The following is a 19,188-nucleotide window of genomic DNA, read 5'->3' on the forward strand; positions in this document are numbered from 1 at the left end:
ATTACCTGTTAAATAGAGATTTTGCCGTCCTAGAAAGATGGTTTTGCTAACCTTGCATTAATGCGTATAAGCGGAGACATTGCCGGGGTCAACAGCCTCATGCAGCGCAGCGTTCAGTCCGGTTGCAATGATATTCGCGATATCTTCAATAAATTCATCAATCTCTTTAGGGGTCACAATCAGGTCATGCCCCAACGGTTGAAGCACCTCTCTCACCAACCCGAGTCTCTCAGGCTCTGAAATATCGTCCAGCATCCCCAGTATTGCTTTCGTAGGTGCCTTTTCTTTGGCAAAATGTGTTTTCATCAGTTCAATTACATTATTTACGATGGTCGAAGCGTAGCATACCGTTGGCACGCCAATGGCAATGCACGGAACACCCATAATATCCTTGGTGATACCACGCCGCTTGTTGCCAATTCCTGAACCCGGATGTATCCCGATATCTGCCACCTGAATAGTCGTATTGACACGCTCCAGTGAACGTGATGCGAGAGCATCAATAGCAATAATCAGTTCTGGTTTGGTGCGATCTACGATGCCTTGAACAATTTCACTGGACTCGATTCCCGTAATACCGAGAACACCCGGCGCAATTGCGCTCACATCCCGATAGCCGGGATTGACTTGATCCGGCGTCAACTCAAAATATTGACGAGTCACCATCAGATTTTCAACGACAAGCGGGCCCAGCGAATCGGGAGTTACGTTCCAGTTCCCCAGACCGACCACAAGTACACGTGCCGTGTTGGAGATGCCTATCTTTTGTATAAAATGCTCCATCTCTTTTGCAAAAGAAATAGCTACTCGTTGCTGAAGTCCGGTGTCGCCTCCACGTAAGCCAGGTACCTCTAGCGTGACGTAATGCCCTTGTACTCGCCCAATACGATTGGCTCCTGCTTCATTTAGTACATCCAGCCGTGTAATTTTAATACCGTTATCTTCCTCCACGTCCTCACTGATTCCCGCCAGCGGTACAGGCTGATCCCGTGTTGCCAGCTCTCTTGCCTCCAGTGCCAAATCCGTGCGTACCGCATACTTCTGCAAATCCAGATCCATCTTTTAAGCCTCCTTGTATACCATCTCTGGCTATAGTGTGCGAGACACCCAACAGGTTTATGCACATCCATTTTCATCCTGTTATTTGCATAGCCACGGAATGTTTTCTTATTGCATTTTGAGGTGTAGCGTGCTAAAATATTTTAAGTTGTGAAACGTTTGTGTTCATAAGTAATGCCTTTACAGGAGGTGAATGTAATGCCAAACATTAAATCCGCTATCAAACGCGTTAAAACGAGCGACAAACGCCGTGCGTTGAACGCTTCCCAAAAATCCGCGCTTCGTACAGCAGTTAAAGCTGCCGATACAGCGTTGGTGGGTAACGAAGCTGAAGTTGCTGCTGCTGCTTTCAAAGTAGCTTCCCAAAAGCTGGACAAGGCTGTAACTAAAGGTCTGATCCACAAAAATGCAGCTGCTCGCAAGAAATCCCGCTTGGCGAAAAAACTTAACGCTCTTACAGCTCAAGCGTAAGCACGAGCTACTTCTATAACGTTAATGAAAAAAACCTGACCAGCCCCGGCTGATCAGGTTTTTTTAGTTTTCATCGTCTGTGTTCTCACTGCCAGTGTCCCTTACAAATCGCTCACTTAAAAATCACTCAGCACCTGGGAGGGGTTAAACTGAAGCCCCCATACCCATTTTCATTAAAAACAGCTCCAGTCCCAGTACCTTATCAACGACACCTGTTTTCATATGATAATCCAGCTCGCCCAGTTCGAAGAGAAGCTGACGCAGCTGTTCAGGATGGAACCTCCTGGCCTGCTCGCCCGCAACTTTTACCCCGTAAGGATGCAAGCTAAGCTGGCTCGCAATTTGCTGCTGGGAATAACTTTGACCCGATAGCTCCTTAACCTGCAATATAATACGGAACTGCCGTGTGATCAAAGCTGCAATCTTAATCGGTTCCTCTTTTTGCTTGAGCAGCTCATAAAAAATACTAAGCGCCTTATCCAGCCGCAAATTAGCCAGATCCTCAACCATCGCAAATACATTTTGCTCTGTACTACGAGGCACCAGGGATTCGACATCTGTAGATGAGATTGTTCCTTGTGCTCCTGCATACAAGCACAGCTTGTCTATCTCGGCAGCCAAGGATTGCAGCCCTGTACCCGTATATTGTATGAGCGTCTCGGCAGCTCCAGCAGCTAATTGTACCTCTCTTTCCCCTGCACGCTTATGAACCCAAGCTACAAGGTCATCTCCACCCAATGGGGAAAAGGCAATCACCGAAGCATCACTTTTCAGTCTTTTGACAAGCTTTTTCCGTTCATCCAGCTTTTCGGACTGAACCATAAAAACAATGACGCTATAGTCAGTCGGGTTATCCATATAAGTCAACAGCGTCTCAATGCGATGCTCAATCTTACCGCTATCTTTGCCTGCTGCGAATACACTGGTGTCCCGTACAATAATCAGCTTTTTAGGCACCAGAAAAGGCGCAGTTTCTGCCTCCTCCACGACGACCTCGATAGGCGTTTCCGTCAGATCATAGGGAATAATGGCAAAATCACGATGCTCCTCTTCCACCACTTTTTCCTTGAGCATCTCGACAAACTGCTTCATTTGGTATTTTTCACTGCCGTATAGCAAATACACGGGCGAAATATCACCCTTGCGAATAGCCTTAGCGGCTGTTTTTGCATCCATATTCCGTTCCCCCCATCCACTGATCGTACCCGACATCCGGCCGGAAGGCAAGTCAATATACAAACAAAGGGACCCTGCCTATAGGCAAGATCCCTTCACCACCATCTATATCAACACGGCAGCAGAAAGCTCTAGAAACTTTCGGCCGTCGGGATACGACGTCGGTTCATATATTCTATTCCTTAATTTTAAAGGTGTGACTACTTTCGATAATTATTTTCCAGTGCTGCGTGGAATAGTATACGTATATTTACTTGCTGTACCATCCTGTTCTGTCTCGTACATGAAGGTCTGGCTATCATCCGACCAGTTTCCCTTGACCCAGGCTCCTTTCAAGGTACGAACCTCCAAGGTCGTTCGGTCTACACCATTATCGGAAAGCTTATATACTTTCAGCTTTTTGCCTTCAATAACCACCGCATAGCTGCCGTCAGGTGAATTAAACTGGTCTTCGGACGTTGACTGGGCACCAAAGGTGGATGCACTATCACTGTCTGGAGAGATCAGCGAATTAGATACAAAGCCCTCTTTGCGTACCGAGTCCTGTGACACGGAGGATGGCTGATCGTTAGAGGCTGTATGATCGTTATCTGCCCCTGAGGCATCCCCTGAATCCTTGGTAATGCTTTTGGAGTTTGTGTCTATCGACGATCCATCTGAAGCTGCTTGATCCTGTTTCTTCAGTTCCTGACTCAGTGAAGAAGATGAATCATCCGTAGCTGTGTCGTTATTACCGTCCTGAGCAGTCCCCGCACCTGCTATGGGCGCTTTTTCCATTCTTGATTCCAGTTGCTGATCAGGGTTTATCGTTGGTTGGTCGGACTTAGGAGTTTCCTGCACGAAATTTTCCAACTCCGGATTTCCCTTGTTCGCCTGACGATCCGCATCTGGCTGTCCCTGCTTTCGATCTTGACGGGACGAAGTTCCTGCTGGCGCAGACCTTGTCGAGTCTCTCTCTCCAGCAGGCTGATTGTCACGTTTTGCAGCATCCAGTTTAGAGTCTTTATTTTCATGATCTGCGCCGTCTACACCCTGTTTACTCGAATCAGGCTCTTCTGCAGATGGCTGAGATGTTTCCGTTCCTTGCTCCTGCTCTAATGGCGAGTTGGTTGAATCCGATCCAATCGCTGCATCACGGCCTCCACTACCATTCGTTGTACCTGGAATTTCAGTCTGATTCTGCTGAGTCGTCACCTCAGGGGACTGGGATGTAAGCACACCTTCCGCATCCTGCACTGTTTTGGGCTGGAAATTGAATACTACAATTCCCAGTACAACAGCAGCGGCAGCCATACCCATAGCCGCACGCCCTCCCATCCGGTTCCACCAAGGCGTAGGCTGGGTACGCTGTCTAGGACCCGGTCCAGGATCAACAGCCACCGGCTGCATTTCCTGAAGCGCACTTCCCTGCTCCTCACGCGCACGATCAATGGCATCAAGCTGAGGCATGATGGAATCCACCAGGCTGAACGCCGGGGAAACCGCAGGTAATTCCTCCAGCTCGCGGGAGAGTGTCTGAAGAATATGAAATTTTTCCGCACAGTCCGGGCAAGTCGCAATATGGTTCATTAATTGGGACGTCTCTTCTTCGCCCAGCTCATGATCCACATAACGCTGCATCCAATCCATCACCTCTTCCTCACACTTCATCCTGATACACCACCTTTCTGATAATCCTGAAGTAGCCCTTGTAATTGCTGTCTTGCACGATATAAATATGACTTGACCGTATTGAGCGGCAAATCCAAAGAATCGGCAATTTCGTTATAGGAGAAATCCTGCAAATATCTCAAGACGATCACTGTTCGATGATGCTCTGGAAGCTGCTGTATCGCTTCACGAACATCCTGTGCCATGTAAGAGGTTAACACCTCAACCTCTACATTTTGGGGATCGTTAAAGATCATGTCGTGCTCGTCAATGGAAACCGAGGGTTTTGTCCTTCTGAATTTGTCGATACATATATTCGTAACAATGCGTTGAACCCAGGTTTTGAACTGCGCTTTTTCCTCATAAGAGTTAATTTTGGAATAAATTCGTATGAGAGCTTCCTGTGAAGCATCCATGGCGTCCTGCTCATTGTTCAGAATGTAATATGCCGTACGGTATACATGCTGTTCTATCTCTCTTAATAGGGTAATGAGAGCGTCGCGATCGCCCGATTGAGCGGCTCGAATGAGTCCCTGCTCTACCACAAAGGATCCCCCTCTCCCTGCAATATTACAGACGTATCCTCTTTACAATTTGTTGCAGGATAGACGTCTGACGCTAATTTTATTTTTTTCAATGTAAAAAAATATACCAAAAAGCCCAGAATCCCCAATGTAGCCTTCCTTAGAATAACAGAAAAAAGGAAGGCAGTCACCTTCCCATGGCTCACATGACCTCAAAATGTTGGAATCTGTCGAACTGCATTGGCATGCTGCTATTATTCGGGTCAATTTTCGGATTATTTTTGTAGGTTACTTTTTGGATACCAGAAAACCGATATCAGTTCTAATTGATAAGTCAGAGCAGCCGGATCTTGAAAAATAAAAGTCGTCGATCGAATATAGGTAGACTTTTGCTGTTTTAATATCTGGGAGGTTATTCCATACCCGGATCACCCAGCATCTCTGGAAAATCCCCCGATGAAATGCTTGCCCCACTCCATTAGGCGACTCTTAAAATCATATTTACCATATGGAAAATCATTTTGTATCCGCTTGTTCACGTTTGTGTTTGTATCGCACGCTCAGTTTTCCTTGCTGCGCACGAAGCTGTATCTCTCCCATCGTATCCGTTCGGTATATAGCAGAGTTCGCCACCGATAAACGTTCCAATACCGCTTTATTCGGGTGTCCGTAGGTATTGCTTGCACCGACCGAAATAACAGCTATCTCGGGTCGCCAGTACGTCAGCCACTCTTCCGAGGTGGAATACCTGCTGCCGTGATGTGCTATTTTCATGACGTCGATAGCTTGCCTTACCGTTCCCGTTTTCCCTGTATCTTTCATACGGGATGAAGAATGGGTTAATTCAGAAAGCAATAGCGATTCTGCTGCATCATCCATATCTCCAGTGAACAAAAAAGACACTCCCTCCATTTCCAGTATCATGGCAACGGAATAATGATTCTGCTCCTCTATAACAGGTAACGGCTCAGATTTGTCCTCCTGCAATGGAAACGGATAAAGAAAGTGGATTTTCGTATTCTGATCCGCTTCCCACTCCATACCATGATATGCACCGTACAGCTTGATCTGCTTGTCTAAAGCCGTGCTCAACAGTTTGCGAAACGGTGCTTTGTCTGTCAGAGTACCGTTGAAAAATAAGCTCGAAACGGGAATCTGGTCAAGCACGGCCTGTAATCCTCCGGCATGATCATGATCTCCGTGTGTTAAAATGACGGCATCCAGCCGCTGCACACCACGCTGCTTCAGCAAGGGTACAATCGTATCCGCACCTACCTCGTAGGGATCTTTACGTTTGCGCCAAGCATTTTTCCCGGTTGCAAAATTCATCGTGCCCCCGCCATCCACCAAAATGTGTTTGCCGCCCGGCGTTGTAATTAAAATGCTGTCCCCTTGACCCACATCCAGGTATTGAACCATTCCCGTATTTCCTTCACCTGGAGATTGATAACCCGCATACAGTATACCAAGCCAGGTGATACCGCTTAAAATCAATGCCAAATACCGATATCCATCCCACTGCCGGCGCGCATATTGGCCCGCACCCACAGGCTCAGGAGCTGTTTGCAGGATAGCCGCCCACTCTGCAGAAGCTGCTAAACCTGTATGTATAGGCGCTGAAAAGGGAGTAGGGCTTATAGCAGTCATTTCGTTCACTTGCCTTCGGGATTCCAGCCACATTTTGAGCCAGTACAGAACACTGTACAAAGCTGCATAATACGCCATGACCCACAGAATAGAGGAGGATGGCCAAATACTGACATAAACATCATCCATGTTCAGCCATTTCACAAGCAAAAAGGTCAGATCGTTTAATTGCTCTGCCGGCCACGCAAGAATACGAGCCCCATCCCTCCATAAAAAGGCGCTTCCCATCGCTACTGTACCCAATGGAAGCACGATATACGTAATAAGTGGTGCGAGCACAAAGTTGGCTATAAACGATAGCAGCGAAAATTGATTAAAGTAGAATACCGTCATTGGAAACGAAACAAGCTGCGCCGTAATGGTAATCGCAATTTCACTGCCGAGCAGGAGAGGCCATTTGGCGAAAAACGGCTTCATAAGCGGCATGTAGATGAGCAGCCCTCCTGTCACCAAAAAGGAAAGCTGAAAGCTGACGCTAAGCAGGTAATAGGGATTCCAAAGCAGCATCAGCAATGCTGATATACTTAAAATGTTAAGCCCGTCTTTGAGCATACCTCGTCTGGCTGCAAATAACCCGATCATCGCCATAATCCCGGCCCTCACAACAGATGGAGAAGCACCTGTCAGCAGAACATAAGCTGGAATAAGTACCATTACGACGGTCAATGACGTCTCGCGACTCACTCGCATCAGCTTGAGTAAATATAGCAGTGTAGCTGCATATACCGCCACATGCATACCGGATATTGCTAAAATGTGCGTTAACCCGAGCTGTGTAAATTCGTTGTACGTTGCCGGGTCCAGCTCATCTGTAACCCCTAGTACCAGTCCTTTCATATATCCTGCGTGATTAAGGGATGTAAATGCCGTTTCCATTCGTTGCCCTAGCTGCTCCCTAAGCTGATCATTCCACCTGAGCAAAATGTAACGGTTCCACAAGGAAGCTTGCTGCTTCTGTAGTGAAGTGGCTCCATTTCCTTTGAAAAGCCAGTGAACCTCTTGGGTGTGAAGGTATTTACTATAATCAAAGCCACCAAAGTTCCCAGCTGTGGCAGGAGCCTTCAAGCTACCATGTAATTGTATTGCATCTCCCCGCTGCCACGCTGCCGCTATTTGCTGTTCCTGCTTGGCAGCCAGCTTGATGTGAACGATGATCTGTTCAGAGATCGGTGCAAGCCGCTGGTTCTTGTCTGAATTACGTCCCATCTGATGGATAGCAGTGACTCTCATCTCAAACTGCGCTCGATCACCATCTACCTGCACCTCGGAAGCAATAAACCCTGCTGCTTGAACAGGCATGTCCTCCAATTTAGAAGCCGATATATGAAGTACGTCTGGAATGCTGCTCACATTATGCATATCATGCCAACTCCAATGGAATCCACCACCGCTCAAAGCAAGCCATAGCCATATCACATGCCGAACGGGAATTTTCATCAGTAGAGCTATAAGAGGAAGCATCAAAGTAACTCCCGTCCAGAGCATCAAAAGCATACGTCCAGAATAAAGGCAGGCTCCTGCACTTCCTGCTATCCAACATACGGTAAGGGTCAAAATAGGTCTGGTTAGAACAAATTTGGCCTGAATACAATCACCCCTATAGCAAAATACTACTTGCTGTCCAAACTGCAAAAAAAGAACCCCTGACAGAATAGCATTTGTCAGAGGTTCTTCCTCGTTTACTTTGTTTACTTTTTAATTCTTAACATCCATTAACGTTTCCTTGGGAGGATGATAGGTTTCCAGCATACGGAAAGCAATTCCCTTTTCCTCCATCATGGCACGAACCTTGTCTGCATCTTTGGGATAGGGCCGATGGTATACAATCTCTACAATGCCACTGTTCGCCAGCATATTGGCACACGTCCAGCATGGCTGGTCAGTAACATATACTGAAGAGCCTTCCCGATCAATCCGGTCCGTGAACAGCAGCAGGTTCTGCTCCGCATGAATCGTGCGGACACAGCGTTGCTTTTTAACCATTTCCTCATGGCCATCATGATGAACAACCTCATACTCCTCCGTGATCATACAGCCTGCCTCAGAGCAGTCAGGTACTCCGGACGGTGCACCATTATAAGCTGTCCCCAAAAGCTTTTTACCTTGCACAAGTACGGCTCCGACATGACGCCGCGAGCAGCGCGAACGGGTGGATACCATATAAGCAATATCCATAAAGTAAGTGTCCCAGTCCTTGCGTACATCTGCACTCATAACCATCTCTCCCGTATAAACAAGTTAAAACGTATATCATAACCGCTAAAGTCATTCCCAGAGCCGGATACTGTAAGCTTGTAAAACTTACAAGCTGACGTAAGGCTTCATTTTCGCCAGCATTTTAGCACCGATGCCCTTTACCTGATCCAAATCGTTCACACGCTGAAACGGCCCATGCTGATTACGGTACTCCAAAATGGCTTTGGCCTTTTTTGCTCCAACCCCCGGTAGCTCCATTAACTCGTCAGCAGTTGCCGTATTGATGTTCACCTTTTTTTCACCGGATACGGATGTAGTTGCTGAATTTGCATTTCCAGCAGCGGGATTTTCGCCTACAGCAGCCGGTACACGAGCAGACTCCTGCATCGCAGTATGCTTCACATCGCCAGCAGCCTCGGTGCCTGTGCTACGTTCCTGTTTGTCTGAAGCCTCTTTTACAGCCTGCTTTCCTTGGGTATGGTCGCTGTTACTTTGCGACTCATTTGGCTTTGACCCCACCGCTAATACCTGCTCCACCTTGCGGTTAAGCAAGGTCCACTCTTCTTGCGGCTCAGGGCGCTGCCCTCCGGCAAACAGAATAAGCCCACTCCCGATTACAGCAAGCGTTATCGCTGTTCCTGTCCATACGCGTTTCATGTTCGTATCGTCCCCTACTCCACATGGATTTTGGGAGGATGTAAACAACCTCCATACGGTTTCGCTGTGAGCCATTTTTCCAAAGAGAGGTACAACCCCGGGAACGATCTAACATTACTCAGACATAAAATTCGTCATGTCGGTCAAGACCGGGTGCATATACTAAGAAGAATGACAGCGTCTATACCGCAAAGTATGAAAGGAGGACGTTGAATAATGAAAGTTGGATTTATCGGGACTGGCAGCATGGGAAGTCTGCTAATTGAATCTTTTATTCATTCGGGCGCACTCAAGCCGCAGCAAATATCAGCAAGCAATCGAACGCATTCCAAGGTAGCCGAGCTGGCCCGTCGTTATCCAGGTTTGCATGCAGCTCAAAGCAACCGTGAAACGGCAGCGGAAAGCAACATTTTGTTTATCTGCGTGAAGCCGCTGGAATCAAAAGCCGTAACGGATGAAATACGCAACGTCGTTTCAGAAGAGCAAATCGTCGTATCTATCACAAGTCCGGTGCAAGTACGTATTTTGGAGCATGCTTTAAAAGCCAAAGTATCCAAAATTATTCCGAGCATTACCCACCAGGTGGGGAGCGGAGCCTCATTATGTATCCATGGCAGCCGGATAACAGAGGAGGACCGCTCCCTTCTGGAAGAGCTTATGTCCCACATTAGCAGGCCGATTCGAGTTAAAGAGTCTTATACACGGATCACGTCAGACTTCTCCAGTTGCGGACCTGCTTTCTTGGCATTTTTTATGGACCAGTGGATTCAAGCCGCCGTTCAAGCCACGGGAATAGACCGTACGGAGCTATGCGGTCTGGCCGGTGAAATGATCATCGGCACAGGAAAGCTGCTCACGGAAGGCGGGATGACACCAGCCGAGTTGCAGGCCAGGGTAGCGGTTCCCGGAGGTATTACCGCCGAAGCCCTTGCACTGCTGGACACCAGCCTGCACAGCGTCTTTCCCGAGCTGATACAGGCTACACATAACAAGTATGAGGAGGACATGCAAAAGGTAGATGTCTCCTTCGGCTTAAAGCCGATTAACCGGCAACAATATTAACCAGCTTACCCGGAACAGCAATCACCTTACGAACCGTTTTGCCAGCCAGTATCTGCTGAACGTTGTCCAGCGACAAAGCAAATGCTTCCATCTCTTTGGCATCAAGATCCTTGGCAATCGTTGCACGCTGCACGATTTTACCATTCACCTGCACGACAATTTCCACTTCGGCGTCCACCGTCCATGCTTCATCATAAGCAGGCCAAGCCGCGTAGGTAATGCTCTCGTTGTGCCCCAGCAGCTGCCACAGTTCCTCGGCCAGATGCGGTGCAAGCGGCGACAGCATTTGCACGAAGTTTTCCATCGCTGCACGCGGCAGATGGTCTGCTTTATATGCATCGTTGGTGAAAATCATCAGCTGGCTGATCGCCGTATTGAAGCGCAGCGCATCCAGATCCTCGGTTACTTTTTTCAGTGTTTTATGCCAGGTCCGCTTGAACTCATCACTTCCGCCGTCATTTGTAATTTTATCGTTCAGGCTACCATCCTCGGAAACAAACAGGCGCCATATGCGAGACAGAAAACGATGTGCTCCCTCAACCCCGTTCTCGTTCCATGGCTTGGTCGCTTCGAGCGGCCCCATGAACATCTCATAAATACGCAGCGTATCGGCGCCATACGTATTCACAATATCGTCAGGATTGATGACATTGCCACGCGATTTACTCATTTTTTCATTGTTATTGCCCAAAATCATGCCCTGATTAACCAGTTTGTAGAAAGGCTCCTTCGTTTCCACTACGCCGAGATCATACAGAACCTTGTGCCAGAAACGAGCATACAGCAAGTGAAGAACCGCATGTTCCGCTCCGCCAATGTACAGATCAACAGGCATCCATTCGCGCTGTTTCTCCTTGGATACAAGCTCTTTATCATTTTTTGGATCAATAAAGCGCAGATAGTACCAGCAGCTTCCCGCCCATTGCGGCATCGTGTTGGTCTCGCGACGTGCTTTCATGCCTGTCTCAGGATCAATGGTTTCTACCCATTCTTTTGCATTGGCCAATGGGGATTCACCCGTGCCTGAAGGCTTGATGTTGTCCATCTCCGGCAGCATGAGTGGCAGTTGATCCTCAGGAATCGTTTTGATCGTGCCATCCTCCAGATGAATTACCGGAATCGGCTCACCCCAATAGCGTTGACGGCTAAACAGCCAGTCACGCAGACGGTAGGTTACTTTTCCCTGTCCTTTACCCTCGGCTTCCAGCCATTCGATCATTTTTGGAATAGCTTCCTCATTGGTAAGTCCATTCAGTGGACCTGAGTTGACGTGCGGACCATCCTCGGTGTATGGCTCATTAGCCACGTCTCCACCTTGGACAACCTCCGTGATTTTCAATCCGAATTTCTTGGCAAATTCCCAGTCACGTGTATCGTGACCCGGTACAGCCATAATTGCGCCTGTTCCGTAGCCTGCCAGCACATAGTCAGCAATCCAGATCGGCAGCTTTTCACCGTTCACAGGATTCACCGCATATGCACCTGTAAAAACGCCTGTTTTATCCTTAGCCAGATCCGTACGCTCCAGATCGCTTTTACGAGCAGCTTGCTCACGATATTGATTTACAGCATCCTTTTGCTCAGGTGTAGTGATGATTTCCACCAGCTCTTGCTCTGGGGCCAGCACACAGTAGCTTGCACCGAACAGCGTATCCGGACGGGTTGTAAATACCGTCAGCTGCTTGTCATGGCCTTCAATTGGAAAATGAACCTCTGCCCCGGTAGATTTACCGATCCAGTTCCGCTGCATATCCTTAATGCTCTCGGACCAATCCAGCTCCTCCAGATCATCCAGCAGACGATCCGCGTATTCGGTAATTTTCAGCATCCATTGACGCATTGGTTTACGGATGACCGGATGACCGCCGCGCTCACTCTTACCGTCAATTACTTCTTCGTTCGCCAGCACTGTTCCCAGCGCAGGACACCAGTTCACGGGTACTTCAGCTACATAAGCAAGACCGCGCTTATACAATTGGATAAAAATCCATTGTGTCCATTTGTAGTAATCAGGATCAGTTGTGCTGATTTCACGCTCCCAGTCGTACGAAAAACCGAGCGATTTGATCTGGCGGCGGAAGTTATTTACGTTTTTAACCGTAATTTCACGTGGGTGCTCACCTGTATCCAGCGCATGCTGCTCGGCAGGCAGACCGAAGGCGTCCCAACCCATCGGGTGCAGTACGTTGTAGCCGCGCATTCTCTTATAGCGTGAAACAATATCCGTCGCCGTGTAACCCTCCGGGTGGCCTACGTGCAGACCGGCTCCAGACGGATACGGGAACATATCCAAAGCATAAAACTTCGGTTTGCCCGGCTCTTCCCCGGTACGAAACGTCTTGTTCTCATCCCAATATTTCTGCCATTTTGGTTCAATACTTTGCGGTTGATAGCCGTGCTTCGGCTGTGTGTCTGTCATTGTCATTTCCTCCTCAAACGGTATGCAACAAAAAAACCTCTGCATCCCGTAGCGTGTCAGCGCTAGGGACGAGAGGTTATATTCCCGTGGTACCACCCTAGTTAGCAGAAAGCGTTCTTCGCCCTCTACTCCCTTTGCACCTGATAACGGAGGTGATCCGATGCGGGTTAATAACAGAATATAAGCACCTGTATAAGGTGTTCCTGCGTTGGGCGCATATCTCCGAGGCGAGTTCATTTTGTGCTGTCAACCGGCTTGCACCACCCGCCGGCTCTCTACATGACCAGACAAAACTACTATTCCTCATCAGCGATTGTTTAACCGTTAATAATGGCACTATTATATTGAAAACCGCGAAAAAAGTCAAATAAGGACTACATTTGGTGCTAGACACCAACTTCATTCGTTTGCTACATGACACACGGAAGCAAATGTTTTATAATTAGCTCCGAGCCAGATTGAGATGAGTTGAGATGAGAAAGGTGAGATGAGACATGGCACAAATTAAAGTTTACGGAATAAAAGAAGCACTGAATCCGATCAAGGAGCAACTTTCAGATGTGATTCACTCCGCTGTGGTGGATGCGTTCCAATATCCCTCCGACAAAAGGTTTCATCGTTTTTTCCCGATGAATCAGGAAGACTTCATATTTGCCCACGATCGCTCGAAGGCATACACCATTATTGAAATTAGTGTGTTTGAAGGCAGAACAACAGAGGCTAAAAAGTACCTCATCCAGCTGCTATTCCAAAGAATTAACGATTTAGGCATTGCCCCGCAGGATCTTGAAATTACTATATTCGAGACACCGAAACAGAATTGGGGCATTCGGGGTGTACCGGGTGATGAACTTCTACTGAACTATAAAGTAAATATATAATTTGAAGCTCTTATGCAAAAAGACGCCCTTCATGTCATCATGAAAAGCGTCCTTCTCTTATTCATATTTGCTCAATATAAACTAGCTCTCACTATTTTACAGCAACATAAAAAAGTCTCGCTGCGTCATCCTCAGCTTCTACCCATTCAAAATCCGCATACACCTTCACATCACGAAAACCCGCTTTGGACAATTCTGCCTTCATCCAGTCCGGGTCATAGGCACGCTGTACATGAATTTCCTCGAAGCGCTGGTACAGATCACGTCCTTCATTTTCTGCTCTCGCAAAAATGCTGAGATGATGCTCAATTTCACAGCGGGGCGTGTCCAGCGCACAGGTCCAGATATATGAAATAGAGCGTTCGTCCAGTACAAAGGGCTGCTCTTCATCATAACGCAAAAACGTCTGGGGATGATGTACATCAAACAAGAAGGTTCCACCAGGCTTAAGGCCCGCATACGTTCTGCGGAAAGTAGCCGTTATATCTTCTTCCTCGAGCAAATAGTTCAGACAATCGCAAAAAGAAATAACCGAATCCACGGGCTCCGGTAAAATCCATTCCCGCATATCCTGCTGCAACCAGCGGATGCTTCCCTCACGAAACAAGCGTTGTCCTTGCGGAGTAGCTTCCATTTTACGACGGGCTACCGCCAGCATATCCGAGGATAAGTCGATACCAGCCACCTCGAAGCCCGAGTTAACCAATGGAATCGTAATGGAGCCCGTTCCACAGCCCAGCTCGGCCACCGTGTGCGGCATGCCGTACTGTTCCCAAGCCTGCCGTGCAAATCGCAACCAGTCCGGATACGGCATATCCTGCATCAGTTCATCATACACATAGGCAAACTTTCGGTAAGAAGCCATTTTTTATTCCTCATTCCCGTCCTTCGGTTTAGGCATTTTCTCCACCAGGTAGGTCCAGTTTTCCTTTTGTGTAACCAGTCCTTCCTTCATCAGCTTGCCCATCGCACGCTTAAAGGCGGATTTACTGATGCCGAACCGTTGCTTGATAATGTCGGCCGGGGTTGCGTCGGAATAAGGCATACCTCCGCCCGGGCGCTCTTTCAGAAAAGCGATCAGCCGATCTGCATCCTCATTACGGCCCACTTCCTTACGCGGCGACATTGCCAGATTGACACGACCATCTTCACGAACAAGTGTGACCCGTACCTTAACCTCTTCGCCCAAGCGAAGCATCCGGTTACGTTCCGAGGAATGAATCATACCAATAGCCCCAAAACCAAGCACACCTCCGTCTACCAGGACAAATGTGCCCACCTGAAGCGGCTTGTACACGGTCGCCTGCACCCACATATTTAGCCACGAATCAGGAGCATGGAAGCACAACGGGGCCAACTCCTGCTCCCCTGCCAGCTTAGCCCGCAGTCTACCCTGCTTGTCATGCTCCATGATCGCATACACGTAGTCACCCACCCGAGGATGCAAATCCCGGTTCTCAGGCAGTTCGCGAATCGGCAGCAAAAGCTGGCGGCCCAGTCCCATCTCCAAGAAGCATCCCAAACGCGGATGCACATCAGCCACCTCAAGCCTTGCCATTTCGCCCAGCGACAGGAACGGCTTTTTCATGGTTGCGGCCAAACGGTCCTCTGTATCGTAAAAAATAAATACCTCCAACCGTTCGCCTACCTCAATCTCGCGTGTCAGCTCCGTATAATGCAGCAGCACATCCTGCTCACCAACGGTGAGAAAGTAGCCGAAAGGGGACACCTCACGATCCACCATAATGGTAACATAAGTACCAGCAATCAGACTCATACCTTCTCCACAACCTTAGCGTCCGACCAAAGTCGTTCAATGTTATAATATTCACGCTCGTCACGATGGAAAACATGCACTACGACATCTCCCAAATCCATCAGAACCCAGCGTGCGGAATCCATGCCTTCGATACCTTTGATGGCTACACCTTCATCATGGGCACGTTTGCGAATTTCTGTTACAATCGCCTGTACCTGTGTGTCCGAATTACCGTGGCAGATGACAAAATAATCCGCTACCAGTGATACTCCTCGCAAATCCAGTGCAACAATATTCATTGCCTTTTTATCATTAGCGGCATCAACCGCAGTTTGCATCAATTGCTCATTAGTTAGGGTCATTCATGAACCTCCGTTTTTCTCTGTTTTAGTTGTTGAATCAAGTCATTGCGCGCCAAGACCGTCAGCGGAAAAATAACCTTTTGCTTCTCCAGCAACAATGAAATCGTAGAGTCAAAGCCAGCGACAAGACCCTTTTCCAAACTTTTTTTGGCCTGTTTTCGGATTTGATCGACCCCGGGGAAATCACGGCCCGGCTCGATGTAATCAGCCAGGCACACGACTTTGTCCAGCAGGCTCATGCCTACACGCCCCGACGTATGCCAGCGGATCGCATTCCGTATTTCCGGATCATCCACCCCGTAATCTCTTGCGGCAACACAGTACCCCACCTCAGAATGCCAGAGCTGCTTGTCATGCTCCAAAAGCTCCTGATCACATTCGGGATGACTGCGAATCACTTCTTCCATCTGCTGAACAGGCCAATATTTTGCTACATCATGCAAAATAGCCGCAAGTTCGGCCTTCTCCGGGTTCGCGCTATAACGCTTGGCAAGCTCCACGGAGGCATGCATAACACCCAGCGTGTGCTTCCAGCGTTTTTCAGGCATCTGACCGGATACGGCCTCCATCAATTGCTCACGGTTGTACTTCATACAAACCGCCCCTTGTTATATAGTCATGCACACGGTCAGGCACCAGATAACGAATGGTGCGCCCTTCCGCAGCACGTTCCCGAATATCCGTCGAAGAAATATCCACCACTGGCATATCCGCCAGCAATATCTTGTCCTGCAAATAATGCGGCAACTCATGTAATGCAAGCTGGAAGCCAGGACGTCTGACACCGATAAAGCAAATCCGCTGCGCCAGCTCCTCAATTCCCTGCCAATGAGGTAAGTAGTTCACCATATCCGCGCCAATAATAAAATAAAAATCCACAGCAGGATGCAGCTCCTGAAGCTCCTTGATCGTGTCAATGGTATAAGATACCCCACCACGAAGCACTTCAATATCCAGCACTTCAAAAGCGGGATGACCCGCCACCGCTTCTCTTGTCATCTCCAGACGCTCCGCGCCGCTCGCACCCGCCTGATGCTTGTGCGGAGGGATATGAGAAGGCATAAACCATACTTGATCCAGCGCATAAGCATCTCTTGCCGCTTCTCCAGCCAGCAGATGTCCTATATGAATCGGGTCAAATGTACCGCCCATAATACCGATTTTCATAGTATTCTCCCCGCGTGTTATCCTCTTGGCAACTCGATTTGCTTGTGATCACGGGACTCCTTGTACAAAATAATGGTGCTCCCGATGATCTGCACAAGCTCGGAGCCTGTTTCCGCAGCCAGCTCTTCCGCAATTTCGTGCTTGTCGTCCAAACAGTTATTCAAAATTTGTACCTTCATCAGTTCACGTTTTTCAATTGCATCGTTGATGTGACGCATAAGATGCTCATTCGTACCGTTTTTTCCTACTTGAAAAACCGGGTCCAAATGATGCGCCATTGAGCGCAAATATCTTTTTTGTTTACCTGTTAACATGTATAATTAACCCCTTCATCACTACATATGCAATGCAGCATTTCCATAATTTTATTGTGAAATTTTACTTAAGACAGGCTTTTTAGCACAGCAGCTCTCATTTGGTCTACCGCCGGGGTAACTCCCGTAAAATACTCAAAAGCCACTGCTCCCTGATACACAAACATCCCCAAGCCTCCATGCACAATACAGCCGCGATGTTCACGGCTTTCACGTAAAAGCCTTGTTTCCAGCGGGTTATAAATCAAATCACTCACAATGATTCCCTCCGGAATCAAGCTTGTTTCCAGTGGAAGCTCATCTGATAAAGGAGACATTCCCACCGAGGTTGTATTAATCAACACATCCACCGTTGCAAGCACGTTCTTCGCCTCATCGTTGGAATAGCCCGTTACTGGAATCGCTTCCGTCGTCCATTCCTCTGCCAGCAGCTCAGCTTTGTCACGTGTTCGGTTCAGAATAATGACCGATTCCGGCTGTTCCTCCAATAGAGCATGAATCACGCCGCGGGCGGCTCCACCGGCTCCAAGAACGGCAATTCTTACACCTTTCAATTCAACCGAAGTCTCTTCCTTGAGGGAGCGAACATAGCCGATTCCATCGGTGTTGTAACCCTTGAGTCGTCCGTTGTCATTCACAATTGTATTGACGGCGCCGATAAGCCTGGCCCCTTCATCAATCTCATCCAGATATTTCATAACCTCAACCTTATGGGGAATGGTCACATTGACTCCGCGGAAATGCAAAGCCCGAATTCCCTTCACGGCATCCTCCAGCTGATCCGGTTTGACGTGAAGAGGAACAAAATTCCCTTCAATCCCCGCTGCCTGTAAAGCTATTTTATGCATAAGAGGCGATTTGGAGTGCTTGATCGGATCCCCCAATACACCTAATAGTACATGACCTTGTTCGGTCGCTCCAGACTCCGCGCTGTTCATCGTTGTTCTCCCCCATATTGCAAAATATTAGGCCGCACAAATACATGAATGGCGGCAGGAACCTGAACATGTTCCTTGCCGCCCCATAACATAGCTTACAACATCCGTTAAATCAACGCAGGCCGCAAAAGGACACGGATTCCCCGAGGGACATGAACCGCTACCAGAGCTCCACTATCGCTATTCACCCTGATCCATCCCAAACCGGAAATATAGATATCCGATGGAGCTTTACGGGGAACACGGAACTCATGTCTCGTCCATTCCGGCATTTCTGCCAATTGATCGCGCGTTGGCGGAGAAAGCAGTTCCCCGGCATGATCAGCGAACAACTGATCAGCCCGCTCCAGCTTCGTGCGATGTATTTTGAGCCCACCGTTAATGTAGCAGGTAAAGGATTGGTGCTGACCTTCTACAAAATCAAATCGGGCCATCCCCCCGAAAAACAAGGTTTGTCCGGCATCCAGTTGATAAGCAGCAGGCTTCAGCGGCTTGTCCGGCATAATGGCGCTTAAATCTCGACGGGAGACGATTTCGCTGAACCGCCAAGGGTACACAATACCCGGAGTATCAATAATATGCTTGCCGTCATCGAGTGGAATATTCACCATATCGAGTGTAGTTCCCGGGTAACGGGACGTTGTGAGTTCCTGCTCCATATCGCTGTAATCACGAATCAGGCGGTTAATAAGCGTGGATTTACCCACATTTGTCGCGCCAACCACATATACGTCTCGATTGCCGCGCAGCTCAGATACCACATCCAGCAAACGGTCAAAGCCCTGATTTTTTTTAGCCGAGCACAGTACAATATCCGCTGTCCGTAGTCCTTGCTCCTTTGCTTGCTTTTGTACCCAGTTAAGCACCTTGTTCCAATTCGTTACTTTAGGCAGCAAATCGGTCTTG

Annotated in this window: 19 protein-coding genes and 1 other annotated feature; of the genes, 3 read left to right on the forward strand and 16 right to left on the reverse strand. The window is 48.3% G+C overall.

The features are described from left to right. Positions 1 to 57: 57 nt before the first annotated feature. On the reverse strand, positions 58 to 1,059 hold the full coding sequence (gene gpr, locus L693_RS0118095; protein WP_025718832.1) for a GPR endopeptidase: 1,002 nt from the start codon (positions 1,057 to 1,059) through the stop codon (positions 58 to 60). 198 nt (positions 1,060 to 1,257) lie between these two features. Between gpr and rpsT the strand changes: the two genes are divergently transcribed. Next, positions 1,258 to 1,530, forward strand: coding sequence for a 30S ribosomal protein S20 (gene rpsT / locus L693_RS0118100; RefSeq protein ID WP_007431285.1), 273 nt, complete (start codon positions 1,258 to 1,260; stop codon positions 1,528 to 1,530). Positions 1,531 to 1,674: 144 nt separating this feature from the next. Here the strand turns inward: rpsT and holA are convergent, their stop codons facing one another. The 6 genes from holA to L693_RS0118140 all read right to left on the reverse strand — a co-directional run bounded on the left by holA (position 1,675) and on the right by L693_RS0118140 (position 9,380). Then, on the reverse strand, positions 1,675 to 2,706 hold the full coding sequence (holA, locus tag L693_RS0118105) for a DNA polymerase III subunit delta (RefSeq protein ID WP_025718835.1): 1,032 nt from the start codon (positions 2,704 to 2,706) through the stop codon (positions 1,675 to 1,677). A gap of 213 nt (positions 2,707 to 2,919) precedes the next feature. Further along, positions 2,920 to 4,356 (reverse strand): zf-HC2 domain-containing protein, encoded by a 1,437-nt coding sequence (locus L693_RS0118110; RefSeq protein WP_025718836.1) that lies wholly within the window; start codon positions 4,354 to 4,356, stop codon positions 2,920 to 2,922. After that, the gene (locus L693_RS0118115; RefSeq protein ID WP_010345316.1) at positions 4,353 to 4,901 is read right to left on the reverse strand and encodes an RNA polymerase sigma factor; all 549 of its coding nucleotides are present in this window, start codon (positions 4,899 to 4,901) and stop codon (positions 4,353 to 4,355) included. Before L693_RS0118115 ends, L693_RS0118110 begins: the two co-directional genes overlap by 4 nt. A 495-nt stretch (positions 4,902 to 5,396) precedes the next feature. Continuing rightward, on the reverse strand, positions 5,397 to 7,988 hold the full coding sequence (locus L693_RS0118130) for a ComEC/Rec2 family competence protein (protein ID WP_231503698.1): 2,592 nt from the start codon (positions 7,986 to 7,988) through the stop codon (positions 5,397 to 5,399). 234 nt (positions 7,989 to 8,222) lie between these two features. Beyond that, a complete protein-coding gene (locus L693_RS0118135; protein WP_025718838.1) occupies positions 8,223 to 8,741 on the reverse strand; it encodes a deoxycytidylate deaminase in 519 nt (172 codons plus the stop codon). An 87-nt stretch (positions 8,742 to 8,828) separates the two neighbouring features. Beyond that, positions 8,829 to 9,380 carry a ComEA family DNA-binding protein gene (locus tag L693_RS0118140; protein WP_025718839.1) on the reverse strand — a complete coding sequence of 184 codons (552 nt, stop codon included), beginning with the start codon at positions 9,378 to 9,380 and terminating at the stop codon, positions 8,829 to 8,831. A 216-nt stretch (positions 9,381 to 9,596) separates the two neighbouring features. Here L693_RS0118140 and comER point away from each other — a divergent pair, with 216 nt between their 5' ends. Continuing rightward, positions 9,597 to 10,442: a late competence protein ComER gene (gene comER / locus L693_RS0118145; protein WP_025718840.1), complete on the forward strand. Its 846-nt coding sequence runs from the start codon at positions 9,597 to 9,599 to the stop codon at positions 10,440 to 10,442. Here comER and leuS read toward each other — a convergent pair. Beyond that, positions 10,423 to 12,861, reverse strand: coding sequence for a leucine--tRNA ligase (leuS, locus tag L693_RS0118150; protein WP_025718841.1), 2,439 nt, complete (start codon positions 12,859 to 12,861; stop codon positions 10,423 to 10,425). The genes comER and leuS overlap by 20 nt on opposite strands. 61 nt (positions 12,862 to 12,922) lie before the next feature. After that, positions 12,923 to 13,180: a binding site (T-box leader), on the reverse strand. Positions 13,181 to 13,355: 175 nt separating this feature from the next. On the opposite strand from leuS, the gene L693_RS0118155 reads away from it, so the two are divergent. Next, a complete protein-coding gene (locus L693_RS0118155; protein ID WP_025718842.1) occupies positions 13,356 to 13,742 on the forward strand; it encodes a tautomerase family protein in 387 nt (128 codons plus the stop codon). A gap of 91 nt (positions 13,743 to 13,833) precedes the next feature. Here the strand turns inward: L693_RS0118155 and L693_RS0118160 are convergent, their stop codons facing one another. From L693_RS0118160 to L693_RS0118200, 8 genes are all read right to left on the reverse strand, one after another. Further along, entirely contained in the window at positions 13,834 to 14,607 is a 774-nt protein-coding gene (locus tag L693_RS0118160) for a class I SAM-dependent DNA methyltransferase (protein WP_025718843.1), read from the reverse strand. A gap of 3 nt (positions 14,608 to 14,610) precedes the next feature. After that, positions 14,611 to 15,519, reverse strand: coding sequence for a CvfB family protein (locus L693_RS0118165; RefSeq protein ID WP_025718844.1), 909 nt, complete (start codon positions 15,517 to 15,519; stop codon positions 14,611 to 14,613). Next, complete coding sequence (gene rsfS, locus L693_RS0118170) at positions 15,516 to 15,863, reverse strand: ribosome silencing factor (RefSeq protein WP_025718845.1); 348 nt, start codon at positions 15,861 to 15,863, stop codon at positions 15,516 to 15,518. Before rsfS ends, L693_RS0118165 begins: the two co-directional genes overlap by 4 nt. Then, a complete protein-coding gene (gene yqeK / locus L693_RS0118175) occupies positions 15,860 to 16,456 on the reverse strand; it encodes a bis(5'-nucleosyl)-tetraphosphatase (symmetrical) YqeK (protein ID WP_025718846.1) in 597 nt (198 codons plus the stop codon). Before yqeK ends, rsfS begins: the two co-directional genes overlap by 4 nt. Next, the gene (gene nadD / locus L693_RS0118180) at positions 16,440 to 17,030 is read right to left on the reverse strand and encodes a nicotinate-nucleotide adenylyltransferase (protein WP_025718848.1); all 591 of its coding nucleotides are present in this window, start codon (positions 17,028 to 17,030) and stop codon (positions 16,440 to 16,442) included. The genes yqeK and nadD overlap by 17 nt, the downstream gene beginning before the upstream one ends. A gap of 17 nt (positions 17,031 to 17,047) precedes the next feature. Beyond that, a complete protein-coding gene (gene yhbY, locus L693_RS0118185; protein ID WP_025718850.1) occupies positions 17,048 to 17,344 on the reverse strand; it encodes a ribosome assembly RNA-binding protein YhbY in 297 nt (98 codons plus the stop codon). A gap of 68 nt (positions 17,345 to 17,412) precedes the next feature. Continuing rightward, complete coding sequence (gene aroE / locus L693_RS0118190; RefSeq protein WP_025718851.1) at positions 17,413 to 18,282, reverse strand: shikimate dehydrogenase; 870 nt, start codon at positions 18,280 to 18,282, stop codon at positions 17,413 to 17,415. 107 nt (positions 18,283 to 18,389) lie between these two features. After that, the coding region (locus L693_RS0118200) for a GTPase (RefSeq protein WP_025718853.1) at positions 18,390 to 19,188 on the reverse strand (799 nt) is incomplete at its 5' end.

Origin of the sequence: Paenibacillus sp. 1-18 (genome assembly GCF_000520755.1) — a bacterium.
GTDB classification, from domain to species: domain Bacteria; phylum Bacillota; class Bacilli; order Paenibacillales; family Paenibacillaceae; genus Paenibacillus; species Paenibacillus brasilensis.

Excerpts from the sequence above, each read along its gene's own strand:
- L693_RS0118110 (WP_025718836.1), bottom strand. The coding sequence starts at position 4,356 with ATGAAGTGTGAGGAAGAGGTGATGGATTGGATGCAGCGTTATGTGGAT.
- leuS (WP_025718841.1), bottom strand. The coding sequence starts at position 12,861 with ATGACAGACACACAGCCGAAGCACGGCTATCAACCGCAAAGTATTGAA.
- yhbY (WP_025718850.1), bottom strand. The coding sequence starts at position 17,344 with ATGTTAACAGGTAAACAAAAAAGATATTTGCGCTCAATGGCGCATCAT.
- rsfS (WP_025718845.1), bottom strand. The coding sequence starts at position 15,863 with ATGACCCTAACTAATGAGCAATTGATGCAAACTGCGGTTGATGCCGCT.
- gpr (WP_025718832.1), bottom strand. The coding sequence starts at position 1,059 with ATGGATCTGGATTTGCAGAAGTATGCGGTACGCACGGATTTGGCACTG.
- L693_RS0118155 (WP_025718842.1), top strand. The coding sequence starts at position 13,356 with ATGGCACAAATTAAAGTTTACGGAATAAAAGAAGCACTGAATCCGATC.
- aroE (WP_025718851.1), bottom strand. The coding sequence starts at position 18,282 with ATGAACAGCGCGGAGTCTGGAGCGACCGAACAAGGTCATGTACTATTA.
- rpsT (WP_007431285.1), top strand. The coding sequence starts at position 1,258 with ATGCCAAACATTAAATCCGCTATCAAACGCGTTAAAACGAGCGACAAA.
- holA (WP_025718835.1), bottom strand. The coding sequence starts at position 2,706 with ATGGATGCAAAAACAGCCGCTAAGGCTATTCGCAAGGGTGATATTTCG.
- L693_RS0118160 (WP_025718843.1), bottom strand. The coding sequence starts at position 14,607 with ATGGCTTCTTACCGAAAGTTTGCCTATGTGTATGATGAACTGATGCAG.
- L693_RS0118130 (WP_231503698.1), bottom strand. The coding sequence starts at position 7,988 with ATGCTTCCTCTTATAGCTCTACTGATGAAAATTCCCGTTCGGCATGTG.
- yqeK (WP_025718846.1), bottom strand. The coding sequence starts at position 16,456 with ATGAAGTACAACCGTGAGCAATTGATGGAGGCCGTATCCGGTCAGATG.
- L693_RS0118165 (WP_025718844.1), bottom strand. The coding sequence starts at position 15,519 with ATGAGTCTGATTGCTGGTACTTATGTTACCATTATGGTGGATCGTGAG.
- nadD (WP_025718848.1), bottom strand. The coding sequence starts at position 17,030 with ATGAAAATCGGTATTATGGGCGGTACATTTGACCCGATTCATATAGGA.
- L693_RS0118135 (WP_025718838.1), bottom strand. The coding sequence starts at position 8,741 with ATGAGTGCAGATGTACGCAAGGACTGGGACACTTACTTTATGGATATT.
- L693_RS0118140 (WP_025718839.1), bottom strand. The coding sequence starts at position 9,380 with ATGAAACGCGTATGGACAGGAACAGCGATAACGCTTGCTGTAATCGGG.
- comER (WP_025718840.1), top strand. The coding sequence starts at position 9,597 with ATGAAAGTTGGATTTATCGGGACTGGCAGCATGGGAAGTCTGCTAATT.